This window comes from Kineosporia sp. R_H_3 (assembly GCF_002198675.1).
In the GTDB taxonomy this organism is placed as follows: domain Bacteria; phylum Actinomycetota; class Actinomycetes; order Actinomycetales; family Kineosporiaceae; genus R-H-3.
Genome location: NZ_MWLL01000118.1, coordinates 21,288 through 32,495, shown reverse-complemented (window position 1 = coordinate 32,495; position 11,208 = coordinate 21,288). Strand labels below are relative to the sequence as shown.

Annotated in this window: 13 protein-coding genes; 7 read left to right on the top strand and 6 right to left on the bottom strand. The window is 72.2% G+C overall.

Going from position 1 to position 11,208, the window contains the following annotated elements:
• Positions 1-25: 25 nt before the first annotated feature.
• Together ECOMGDLI_RS11870 and dcd are read right to left on the bottom strand one after the other, a co-directional pair.
• Complete coding sequence (locus ECOMGDLI_RS11870; protein ID WP_143447664.1) at positions 26-1,108, bottom strand: hypothetical protein; 1,083 nt, start codon at positions 1,106-1,108, stop codon at positions 26-28.
• 93 nt (positions 1,109-1,201) lie between these two features.
• The gene (gene dcd, locus ECOMGDLI_RS11865; RefSeq protein WP_088282384.1) at positions 1,202-1,777 is read right to left on the bottom strand and encodes a dCTP deaminase; all 576 of its coding nucleotides are present in this window, start codon (positions 1,775-1,777) and stop codon (positions 1,202-1,204) included.
• A gap of 178 nt (positions 1,778-1,955) precedes the next feature.
• Between dcd and ECOMGDLI_RS11860 the strand changes: the two genes are divergently transcribed.
• The 5 genes from ECOMGDLI_RS11860 (at position 1,956) to ECOMGDLI_RS11840 (ending at position 6,929) form a co-directional block, all read left to right on the top strand.
• Positions 1,956-2,531: a hypothetical protein gene (locus ECOMGDLI_RS11860; RefSeq protein WP_088317043.1), complete on the top strand. Its 576-nt coding sequence runs from the start codon at positions 1,956-1,958 to the stop codon at positions 2,529-2,531.
• A 120-nt stretch (positions 2,532-2,651) separates the two neighbouring features.
• Positions 2,652-3,494 carry an endonuclease/exonuclease/phosphatase family protein gene (locus tag ECOMGDLI_RS11855; RefSeq protein WP_088317042.1) on the top strand — a complete coding sequence of 281 codons (843 nt, stop codon included), beginning with the start codon at positions 2,652-2,654 and terminating at the stop codon, positions 3,492-3,494.
• A gap of 43 nt (positions 3,495-3,537) precedes the next feature.
• Entirely contained in the window at positions 3,538-4,077 is a 540-nt protein-coding gene (locus ECOMGDLI_RS11850) for a DUF6225 family protein (RefSeq protein WP_088317041.1), read from the top strand.
• A 188-nt stretch (positions 4,078-4,265) separates the two neighbouring features.
• Positions 4,266-4,970, top strand: a complete 705-nt coding sequence (locus ECOMGDLI_RS11845) for a PASTA domain-containing protein (RefSeq protein ID WP_088317040.1) — start codon at positions 4,266-4,268, stop codon at positions 4,968-4,970.
• A 165-nt stretch (positions 4,971-5,135) separates the two neighbouring features.
• Positions 5,136-6,929 carry a glycosyltransferase family 39 protein gene (locus ECOMGDLI_RS11840; RefSeq protein WP_088317039.1) on the top strand — a complete coding sequence of 598 codons (1,794 nt, stop codon included), beginning with the start codon at positions 5,136-5,138 and terminating at the stop codon, positions 6,927-6,929.
• A gap of 121 nt (positions 6,930-7,050) precedes the next feature.
• Here ECOMGDLI_RS11840 and ECOMGDLI_RS11835 read toward each other — a convergent pair whose 3' ends face one another.
• From ECOMGDLI_RS11835 to ECOMGDLI_RS11825, 3 genes are all read right to left on the bottom strand, one after another.
• Entirely contained in the window at positions 7,051-8,076 is a 1,026-nt protein-coding gene (locus tag ECOMGDLI_RS11835) for a DinB family protein (RefSeq protein WP_088317038.1), read from the bottom strand.
• 83 nt (positions 8,077-8,159) lie between these two features.
• Complete coding sequence (locus ECOMGDLI_RS11830; RefSeq protein ID WP_088317047.1) at positions 8,160-8,498, bottom strand: hypothetical protein; 339 nt, start codon at positions 8,496-8,498, stop codon at positions 8,160-8,162.
• 121 nt (positions 8,499-8,619) lie between these two features.
• The gene (locus tag ECOMGDLI_RS11825; RefSeq protein WP_088317037.1) at positions 8,620-9,033 is read right to left on the bottom strand and encodes a hypothetical protein; all 414 of its coding nucleotides are present in this window, start codon (positions 9,031-9,033) and stop codon (positions 8,620-8,622) included.
• 277 nt (positions 9,034-9,310) lie between these two features.
• Here ECOMGDLI_RS11825 and ECOMGDLI_RS11820 point away from each other — a divergent pair, with 277 nt between their 5' ends.
• Together ECOMGDLI_RS11820 and ECOMGDLI_RS11815 are read left to right on the top strand one after the other, a co-directional pair.
• On the top strand, positions 9,311-10,174 hold the full coding sequence (locus ECOMGDLI_RS11820; RefSeq protein WP_158220981.1) for an alpha/beta fold hydrolase: 864 nt from the start codon (positions 9,311-9,313) through the stop codon (positions 10,172-10,174).
• Positions 10,175-10,227: 53 nt separating this feature from the next.
• Entirely contained in the window at positions 10,228-10,533 is a 306-nt protein-coding gene (locus ECOMGDLI_RS11815; RefSeq protein WP_088317035.1) for a hypothetical protein, read from the top strand.
• A gap of 400 nt (positions 10,534-10,933) precedes the next feature.
• Here ECOMGDLI_RS11815 and ECOMGDLI_RS11810 read toward each other — a convergent pair whose 3' ends face one another.
• Positions 10,934-11,173, bottom strand: a complete 240-nt coding sequence (locus ECOMGDLI_RS11810; protein WP_088317034.1) for a hypothetical protein — start codon at positions 11,171-11,173, stop codon at positions 10,934-10,936.
• Positions 11,174-11,208 lie beyond the last annotated feature (35 nt).

Sequence of the window (11,208 nt, the reverse complement as noted above, 5' to 3'; positions counted from 1 at the left end):
GTCAGGGGTGCGGTCAGAGGTGCGGTCAGAGGCGGTAGCGGTCCAGCCAGAACCCGTCCTCGTCGGTGACGATCCCACTGGTCGCCTCGACGACGGCGCGGGTCACGGCGACCACGACGGGTGCCACCCGGGAGCGGACGGCGAGGTACCGCTCGTCGGGCACCCGGCGCTCGCGCTCGAAGGCGTCGGGCTCGGAGCAGAGCCACCGCACCTCGTACGTGACGAAGGGCCGGCTGCCCCAGTCCTCGTGGTGCGCGGCGGGCTCGTCGGCGTCCGCGACGTGCACGAGCACCTCGACCGCGCCGTGGTGCCCGCCGGGGCCGAGCGGCGCGATGACCGCGTACGCGTCGACGGGGTCGGGGGCGCCGAGCGCCTGCTTGTCGACCTGGCCGCTGTTCGCGTGCCGGGCCAGGGTGCCGGTCGGGTCGACGACCTCGGTCGCGAGGTCGGAGAGGATCAGGGCACCGGTGTAGGCCGACTCGGCCGGGCCCTGCCAGGTCTCGCCCTCGGCGGCGAGCCGGGCCGTCGGCACCTCCCGGGTCACGACGCCGAGCAGGGTGCCCGGTTCGACCCAGAACGGCGAGTGGACGACGTGGTCGACGGCACGGTGCGGGTCCGGCTGGACGAGCCGGTCCGGGCCGCCGCCGGGGCCGCCGATCCGGACGGCGCCGCCGACCCGGCGGGCCATCGCGACGAGCAGGCCGAGCGTGCGGCCCTCCTCGCGCCACGGCAGGCCGCCGGGGAAGGAGTGCGCGAACCCGTCGCGGTCGTCGACGCCGGCGAGCGGCGGGTCCTCGCGCTCGACGGGGGCCTCGAGCGCGTAGACGACGGTCCAGGGCAGGGGGACGCCCGCGGCGACGGCGTCCTCCATGGAGAGGATGTAGGGCCCGGTGAGGCGGCTGTGCCGGCCGAGGGCCACCTCGCCGTCCTTGGCGAGGTCGCCGGCGAGCGGCACCCGGGCCCGGAGCAGGTCGGAGACGTCGTCCACGCTCGCCGTCGTCGGCACGAGCAGGAGGTGGGTGGCGCGCAGCGCCCCGAGGACCTCCGGGTCGAGGGCGCTCGCGTCGTCGGCGGCGCCCCTGCGGCGCCATCTGCCCACGGTGGCCATGAGGTCAGCCTCGCTCTGGAACTGGTGCCCGGCAAGGGGCATGGGGAAGGGAGGTGGGGTGGTCCGGTCCGGTGCGTCCGCGGTGGGTGCGGCTCAGACCTTCGTACGGTGGAAGGAGCGGTACGACAGGCTCGCGGTGGGCCCGCGCTGGCCCTGGTAGCGGGAGCCGTACCCGGCCGAGCCGTACGGGTGCTCCGCAGGGCTGGACAGCTGGAAGAAGCAGAGCTGGCCGATCTTCATCCCGGGCCAGAGCTTGATCGGCAGGGTCGCGACGTTGCTCAGCTCGAGCGTCACGTGCCCGCTGAAGCCGGGGTCGATGAACCCGGCGGTCGAGTGCGTGAGCAGCCCGAGCCGGCCGAGGCTCGACTTGCCCTCGAGGCGCGCGGCGACGTCGTCCGGCAGGGTGACGACCTCGTACGTGGAGGCGAGCACGAACTCCCCGGGGTGCAGGATGAACGCCTCGTCGGGCTCCACCTCGACGAGCCGGGTCAGCTCCGGCTGGGCCTCGGCCGGGTCGATGAACGGGTACTTGTGGTTGTCGAACAGCCGGAAGTACCGGTCGATGCGGACGTCGACGCTCGAGGGCTGGATCATCTCCACGTCGAGCGGGTCGAGGAGCACGCGGCCGGCCTCGAGCTGGGCGCGGATGTCCCGGTCCGATAGCAGCACGGCGCCCAACCTACCCGGGGGTTCAGGTCGTCGTCCGCCCGTCCTCCCAGTGACCGTCGGCTGCGAGGCACGCACGGCCGGTGACCCGTGATCCCCAACGGACCATCGGCCCGCGATTCGGCGGGTCAGATGAGGTCACGAACGGGTAACGTCCCTGCGTATGGCCCAGGGAGACCCGATGGCGACGCTGCAGTCGCTGGACAGGTTCGTCGTCCGGCAGCGCATCACGCCCATGGTGAACCGCTACGAGATCCGGGCGCCGGGCGGTGACGGGGCGGCCAAGGGTCCGGTCCTGGCGCTGGCCCAGCAGAAGCGGATGGCCCTGCGCGAGCAGGTGACGTTCTTCGCCGACGAGGCCCGCACGACCCCCCTGTTCGGCTTCAAGGCCCGCAACGTCGTCGACCTCGCCGGCGCGACCGACGTCGTCGACGCCTCGGGCCAGGTGATCGGTGTCTTCCGCAAGGACTTCGGGGCGAGCCTGCTGCGCTCGACGTACTACCTCGAGCAGCCCGGTCACCCGGTCGCGACCGGCGTCGAGCGGAGCCAGGCCATGGCGCTCGCCCGCCGCTTCCTCCTCGAGTGGCTGCCGTACCACTTCGACTTCACGCACCCGGACGGCACCGTCGCGATGTCGGTCGACAAGAAGTTCGCCTTCGGCCGCGACTCGTACGAGGTGACCGTGCCGGACCCCGGCCTCGACCGGCGGCTCGCCGCCGCGATGGCCGTCGCGCTCGACGCGCTGCAGGCGCGGTAGCCGTCCGGCTCGCTGCGCACCTCGGTGCCTGAGCACGGCGGCGGTGGCTAGCAGCCTTCGCCGCGGGCGCCGTCCGGGCGCCCGACCCATCCGCGCGGGCCGCGGCGACGAACCGCTCGTGTGGTCACCCCTCTGCTGCGGCGCCGGTCCTGGCTCGCCGTGCTCGCACTCCTCGTGCCGCTCGTCGGCGTCGCCGGGACGGCGTCCGCGCAGGAGCCGGCCGGGGTGCGGGTGCTGCAGCTGAACCTGTGCGGCAGCGGGTACGCCGTCTGCTGGACCGGGCGGGCCGCGCCGCGCGCGGCCGCGGTGATCCGGGCGAGCGCACCCGACGCGGTGACGCTCAACGAGACCTGCGCGGACGACGTCCCGGCCCTGCGCCGTGCGCTCGCCGAGGCGCACGGGCGGGCGGGTTCGGTGCGGACGGCGTTCGCGCCGGCGGCCGACCGGCGCACCGGAGAGCCGATCCGTTGCCGGACGGGCGGGCCGTACGGGGAGGCCGTGCTCGTCTGGACGGCGGGCGGTGCCGGTGGCGTCGCGACCACCGGGGCGTACCGGGTGCAGGACCCGCGGCAGGACGAGCAGCGGGTCTGGGCGTGCCTGCCGACGGACCGGCTCACGGTCTGCACGACGCACCTGACGAGCGGCAGCCCGGCGGTGACGGTCGCGCAGTGCACCCAGCTGCTGCGGGACGTGCTGCCCGAGGTGCGCAGCGGGCGACCCGGGGCGCCGGTCGTCGTCGCGGGGGACCTCAACCTCGTCACCACGTCGAGCGGGTCCGGCCCGGCCGTCGCGCCCGACCGGGACCTGGCCGCCTGCGTCCCGGCCGGGAGCCGGTACCGGCACGTCGACGACGGCGTGCAGCACGTGCTGTCGCCCGACCTGCGGCCGGGCGCCGTCCGGCTCCTGGACATGCGTCGGACGACGGACCACCCCGGCCTGCTCGCCTCGTTCTCGGCGACCTGACCGGCTCGTGGCGGTCGCCGGGTCAGGGGGCTAGCGTCCCGGTATGGCTGAGGCGGGGGACGACCGGGTCGTCGTGCAGCACGTCGGGCAGGTGGTCACGGTCGCCGACCTGCGGGCCGCGCTGTCGGGGCTGCCCGACGACGCGCAGGTGCACGTCGCGGTGCCGGAGCGGCCGGACGAGCGGACCTCCGCCTCGTACCCGGTCGCGGGCCTGCAGGAGCCCGTGACTCGCACGGCGCGGGCCGGCGTCCCCGTCGTGACCCTGCGCGCCGACTTCCCGACGGGGGCCTACCTGCTGCCGCGCCGCGGCTGGCTCACCGTGCGCCACGGCCTGGCAGACAGCCACGACGGCATCCGGCTGCACGAGGGTCTGGCGGACGCCGTCGCGGGTGCCGTCGCGGCGCTCGGGTACCGCGGTCCGGCGTCCATGAGCCACGACGGAGGCACGACGGAGTGGGCCTGGCGGAGCGACGGGGTCACCGTCTCCGACGTGCTCGACGCCGCGGTGGCGGCGGTGGGCGCGTTCGCGGCGAGCGTGCCCGGTGACGAGAGCTGGGACGTCGAGGTGCGGGTGGAGCGCTGACCCGGGCCGGTAAACCCTCGGGCGGCGGTGAGACGTCCACGGCGCATGGGCCTCGGGCGAGGGTGGACGGCGATCGTTGCGGCGGTGTGCGTGCTCGTCGGTGTCGGCGTCCTGCACGGGCCACGCGTCGGCGCCGAGCCCGCCGGGCCGATACGGACGCCGACGGGTTCGGCATCGGCGAGCGCGACATGGCACCGGCGCCGGTCATGCCGGACCTCGCCGGCCTGCCGGCCGCAGCGGTCGGCGAGCGGCTCGCGGACCTGGACGTCGCGCTGACCGTGGACCTGCCGGTGCCGGTGCGGTGCGAGGCGCGGCCGGGCACGGTCGTCCGGCAGCGGCCGTCCGCCGGCGCCCGCCTGGATCCCGGGGCGGAGGTCGAGATCCGGATGGCGGCGTTGGACCTCGAGGCGTTCCGCGGCCCGTGCGAGCCGGCCGGGGGTGACCTGGGCCCGGTGCGGGGCCCGGACGCCGCGCTCGCCCGGGCGTTCTACCGGTTCGCGGCGGACCCGTCGTCCGGCGGTGCGCTGCTCGCAGCCGCGGACGTCTGGACGGGGATCGAGGACGGCGTCGCCGCGACCGTCGTCCCGAGGTCGAGGCGCACCGACCTGGCCGGGTGGCGGCTCGACGCGCTCTATGCCGAGCGCGGCGGTCCCTTCAACCCGCTCGACGTCCTCGCGGCGAGCGGCGGGTACTACGAGGTGCACGAGGGCATCGCCCCCACGTGCGGTTTCGGCGGGAGCGCGGCACCGCCCGGTCTGGCACACCTGCGCGCGCTCAGCCTCACCGCACCCGCCGACACGACGGCTGCGTGCATGGACTGGTGGGGCGTGACGCTGTTCCTGGACCGGGCGGACCGCGTGCGCGGGGTGGCGCTACGTCTCGGAGCGCCGTGACGTCCTGCCGGGCGTGCCCGCAGCGGACCGTCGTGCGAAATGATCGCGTCCCCGGCTCGGTTGGAGCAGGATGCGGAGCGTGCCCACGGAGGACGACGCGTCTGTCCCGTCACCGCCCGATGCGCATGACGGCGCTGACGAGATGCGACGACCCCGGGGAGACGCGTGACGGCGGACCTGCACGACGGAGCGTCGCAGTCCGCCGCCGCGACGGCACCAGGTCAGCCGACCGACGCGCCGGCACGCAGAGCAGCCACGACCGCACCGGCGGACGCGGACCGCCGGGCCGGGGCTCGCATCCGCCCCGCACTCGTGCTCGCGGTCCTGCTGTCGGTGGCGGCGAGCGTCCGCCTCGGCCTCCTGCTGCTCGAGTGGCCGGCGAGCAACAGCGACGAGGCGACGACGGGTCTCATGGCGATGCACATCGCCGAGGGCCGCCACGCCCCCGTCTTCATGTACGGCCAGTCGTACATGGGCACGGCGCAAGCCTTCCTCGCCGCCGTCTCGTTCCGAGCGTTCGGGCCGTCGCTGATCGCTCTTCGCCTCCCGATGCTGCTGCTGTTCCTGCTCTTCCTCGCCCTGGTGTACGTGCTGGGTCGGCGCTTGTACGGGACGCCCGTCGCGTTGACGTCCGTCGCTCTCCTGACGCTGGGGTCGAGGGAGCAGCTCGGGTACGAGCTCATCGCACAGGGGGCCGTCCCCGAGACCCTGGTCGGCGGGGCGCTCCTCCTCCTTCTCGCGCATCGACTGCTCGAGGTGTCCGGAGATCCGGGTCGCGGTGCCGCGCAACGGGGACTACTGGCGGCCTGGGGCGCCATGGCCTCTGCGGGGCTGTGGAGCACCGCCTTGGTGGCCCCGTTCGTCGTCACCTCCGCGGTGCTGGTTCTGATGACCCTGCGCCGGCAGTCCGCGAAGCGGCTCCGGAGCGTCCCGGCGCTCGTCGCCGGTCTCGTCGCGGGAGCCGTGCCGTGGATCCTGCACGACGCGAGTCAGCCCTGGCGGGACAGCGGACTGGTCAGCGTGGTGAACCTGTTCCTGCGCGGTGGCACCGGCCTGAACGGTCAGTCGTCCGGCCTGGGCAGCCAGGTGGCCAACACGCTGACCACCAGCCTCGCCTACGCCACGGGCGGCTCCGCCATCGCCCACCCGCGGTCGCTGCCGGCGTGGCCGTTCGGCTACTCGGCCAGCTGGCAACCGCCGACGGACGACGTGGTCGCGGCGCTGTGGGGTGTCGCCCTCGTCGCGCTCTGGACGACGGCCCTGCTCACGAACGTCCGCGCGCTGCGTCGAGGAGGCCGCGCGACACGGCAGCAGAGCGCGGGCAGCCTCGCACTCGCGAACACCTGCGGCAGGTTGGCGATGCTGGGTTCGGCCGGCCTCACCGTGGTCGCGTTCGCCGCCAGCCCGGCGCCAGGCATCGCACCGGCCAACAACGTCCGCTACATCATCGGTGCGCTCGTCGCCGTGCCCGCCGTCATCGCACCTCTGTGGGGCATGGACTCTGCGATGCCGAGGATCGGTCGCCCACTGCGAGTCCTCTCGCTGACCGTCGTCGGCCTGGCCCTCGCTGTCGGAACCGTCCAGGCGTACTCGGACGCCGCCCGGGGCCCGAGCGAGGCCGCCGGTCGCCAGGTGCTCGAGAGCCTGAGGGCGCGGGGGATCACGCATGTCTACAGCGGGTACTTCGACTGCGGTCGACTGATCTTCCTCAGCGAGGAGCAGGTCACGTGCGCCGTCGTCTACGCCGACTCGACCGGTCGGCTGCGCCCGGGCTTCGACCGCTACCCGCGGTACCGCGCCGAGGTCTGGGGCGATGCCGCCGCCGGCTACGTCTTCCGCGCCGACGATCCGCGCAACCGGACGCTCCATGACTCCGGGTGCAGCTGGAGATCGCGATGGTCGGTCGCGGGCTACGAGGTCTGGCAACCGGCCGGTCGGTGCGAGATCACCCAGCCGTAGCCAGCCAGGGTCTCGCGTCGGCGTCAGTGGCCGCACTGCTCGACCACGCGCAGAGTCGTTGCAGGGCAACCGATGTCTTCGCCGGTGTGACCCACGGCAGACGTCGTGCTCGGCGGGACTGTCAGCGACCGATCCGGTCCGGGCGCGTCCAGGGCCAGCCGGAGTCGATCCACTGCTGGACGGCGTCCGCGAGGACGGCGTCCAGGTCGGCACGGTCTGCACGCACCCACGACTGCACCACGACGTCGTGCTCGTCCGCGGCCGGGTAGAGGTAGACGCAGCCGATGACGTCGTCGTCCGCAGGGTCCAGCACGGTGAACGTGAAGCCCCGCCCGGTCTCGAAGTCGCGCGCATGCCGGGTGAGGTCGGCCAGGTTCTCCTCGAGGGTCATGCCGGCCAGGGGCGGCCAGTCCCCGTCGGGGTAGCCCGACGTCGCACGGATGTGGTCGATGCTCGACATCCAGGCGGCGTGGTCGGCGTCGTTGTGCTGCGGGCCGAGCGGCTCCAGCCGGAACCCGTCGTGCACGAGCGACGTGGGGGGCACGAACCCGGCGGGCACGAAGCGGTGCCCGGCGACCCGGGCCGCCTTCTCGGTGCGACGCCACCGCCGGGCGAAGTCGGCATCGTCCGCGGCGGACAGCGGTTCGACGTCCTCGCCGATGCGGCCGTCGAGCTGCTCGCGGATGAGGTCCATGTGGCCGAGGTGCTGGCGCGTCTCACCGAGCATGTGGGCCATCACGTTGAACAGCGGCACGTCGTTGTTCCCCCACCAGGGGACGTGCCCCACGGCATCGACGGGAAGCGCCTCGATCGTCTCGTCGGCGTGCCGGCAGGCTGCGCGGTAGCCCTCGACGACCTGCTCCCGCGTCTCGTCCACCGGCACCCACATGAGGTCCGGGTTGCGGAAACTGTCGTCGACGGCCGGGAGGGGTTCGGGATACGGCCGGTCGAAGACGAGCCCGAAGTAGGACGCCTCGAAGAAGGCCAGGTGCTTGACGAGGCCGAGCAGGTTGAGGCCCGTCCGCGTCATGGGCCGGCGCACGTCGTACTCGTCGAGACCGTCGAGCTTCGGCAGGACCTCGTCCCGCGCCCACCGCAGGCACTTGTGCAGATGGAGTTTCCCGGCCTCGGCGGTGTCGTCGCTCATGGGACGAGTGTGCTGCAACCGGCCCGGCCGCGTGCAGCACAGGCCGGACGGCGGCGACGTCCGGTCGACGGCGTGGCCTCCGTCTAGAGCGAACCCTGTCGCTCTCGGCCGGTCTCGAAGAACCTCCGTAGATACTTGCGCTTGCCGAGCCTGCTGTCGCGCATGAGCGAGAAGACCTCTGCTCCCTCTCCCAGCGCGTCGAACAGCCGATAGGCCTCGGCCAGCCCCAGGTACGTGATCCGATCGGCGCCGGACGCCGCCGCGTACTCGCCCGCCTCGACCTCAGCCATGGCAATGGCCTCTTCGAAGGACCGGGCGTGCCAGACAGTGATCCGTTCTTCGTACGTTCGCCAGCGTCGCCGAGGCCGGCACCGGAAGACGCAGCGCACCGAGAACCAACCCAGATCTTGTTCCTCCGCCACGTCCACATCCTCTCTCCGACACGACGGTGCGTTGGCACATGCGGCCGGTATTCCTTGGGTGGGGCGACGCCGCAGAAGCGGCGCGCGTCCTCCCCTCCGTTCCCGCCGCACGATCGTCAGGTCAGGGGCCTGTCGCTGACTGCGCAGGGCGCCGAGTCGTTGCGTGCGCGTGCGGTGCGGGCCAGAGCAGGAGGACCAGGCTCGCGACGGGCAGCAACAACCCGCGTAGCCCGTCGAAGTCCCCGTTGAGGCGTTCGTCGTACAGCCAGACCAGCGGCTGCACCGCGACAAGGACGGCACCGACTGCGAGCCATGCGCGGGAGGGTGTCCGCCAGATCCTCCAGGCGGCGAAGACCAGGGCCGTGCCGAGGGTCGTGGCTACCGCCGTGGTGGAGAACGCGAGGACGTAGTCTCCAGCGTCCATCGGCGGATCCAGTTCGCTGACCCCAGTCCGGTCACCGATGAGCACGATAGGCACGATCAGAACGGACTGTGCGAAGAGTACGCCTTGAAAGGCGGCCAGCACGAGACCCACACCCCGCGGCACGTGTGATCGCATCGGGCCAGTGTCGGGGCACCCGCGGGACGAGCGCCATCCATCCAGAAGGCCCACTGACAGGAGTCCCTCACCCTGCCGCTCCCACGGGTCCTGGGCGGCTCGGAGTCTCCGGACACGCCGGCGGTTCAGTCTCAACCCGCTGATAGCTGTGGTGAGCGGGCACTCGCGGGCCTGTCGGTGTCTTGAGCGCGCGTTCCCGGACGTGGATCCCGTTACGGTGGACTCGCAGATGTGCTGCCAGGAAGGTCGGGGAATGCGGATCTCGGTCGACGGCACACGCCTGTTCATCGAGGTGTTCGGTCAGCAGCACGCATTCACCGGCGCAGAGATGGCGGCCCGCCCGACGCTCATCGGGCTCCATGGTGGGCCAGGCGTCGATGGCACCACGCTGCGACACCAACTGGCCGCCCTCAGCGACGTCGCCCAGGTGATCGTGCCCGACCAGCGTGGACACGGTCGCAGCGGCACCGGAGCACCCACAGACTGGAACCTGCCCACCTGGGCCCGAGACGTTCACCAGTTGTGCGAGGTCTTGGACATCCATAAGCCGGTGCTCCTCGGCCAGTCTTTCGGTGGCTTTGTGGCCCAGCATTACGCGTCCACCTACCCCGAGGACATCTCCGGCCTGGTCCTGGTGAGCACCGCTCCTCGGTACCCAGGGGCGCAGGAAGTCATCGCCCGCGCCCGCGAACTGGCTGGCGACGAGACCGCGGAGGCACTGCGTCGCAACATCGACAGCCCCACCGAAGAGCCGTCGGCCGAGGACCAACAGCTATTGCAGTCGTTGTACGAACGCCGCACAGATCGTGACCTGGAGGGCCTGGGTCGGCACGTCATCAAGACGCCCGAGGTTGCTCACCAATGGGTGCCCCAGGCCCGCCGCAACATGGATCTCCGTCGCGACCTTCGCTCGGTGCAATGCCCGACTCTCGTACTGGTAGGCGAGTTGGACCCACTCAATCCACCAGCGCTGGCTGCCGAGGTGATCGACGCAATCCCCAACGGGCGCGCACGGCTCGAAGTCATCCCCGATGCGGCGCACCGCGTCCTTGTCGACAACCCCGAACACACCCTTCGCAGCATTCGCGCCTTCGTCAGCGACTTAGGCGGCCCGTAGGCCAACCACTCGCCGTGGTCCTGCGCTCCTACCCGAGAAGTGACAATGGCGCCATGACATGGCTGGGTGCCGCCTACCTACCGTTCGTGCTGTTGGCGCTCGGGCTGGTCCTGCTCAAGTGCGTCGAGCCGGCCCCGACGCGGCCGCAGTTCCCCGGGGCCGAGAAGCTGATGGCGCCCACGCTGGGTGTGCTCGGGCTGTCGCTCGCGATGCGTCCCGGTCCGTTCCTGGAGCGTTTCGGATTGCTGGTCACCGTGCTACTCGCGGGGCTTGCCCTGGCGATCGAGTACGTGAGGGCGGTCCGATTCGAACGCCTCAAGAGCGCAACTGCACCCTGGCCGGGCCCGCCCACGGCCTGAGGGCTCAACTCTCACGCGGCGCGCGCCGGCCGGATTCCCAGCCGACCCGGAACCGTCGGATCGCTGACGCCTTCGCTGACGTCATCGAGGCAGCCGGCCAGGACGACGACCGGGGCGCCGTCGAGCAGAACGACGACGGCGAGAGTACCGACCGCCTATTGCACGCCAACTGCACGAAGGTTCCGAACCCGATGCCGAGCACGACGAAGCCCCAGGTCAAATGTGGGCTGACCTGGGGCTTTCGGTTGGAGCGGGTGAACCCGCACTGTCAGCTTGGGAACAGGCTTGCGTAGAGCCTTATCGCTGCTCAGAGGCCAGATTGCCCTCAGAGGTCAGGTGCCGAAGGTGACCGGGAGAGCCCGCGATTATCCGCGCGATCGGGCACGCAGCGGGCACGCGGTCAACCGACGCCGCCTCCGTCCGCACCCTCTTGGTCGGGATAGCCCGGAAAGAGGAACGCGTTGACAATCAGGGCCAGTACGAACGCGGCGACGCCCGCCGGCCACGGGCGCCGGATAATGATCACTGCGCCGGCAGTCTGGACGAGCAGGGCAGCCAAGAGGCGAAGGAGCCTGGCGGGACTGGACATCCAGTACCTGAGCCGCTGCTTCGCCGCCTGGACCGTGCCGACGGAGGCCATAGGGCGCACCGTATCCGGCGTGCAACATCTGAGGG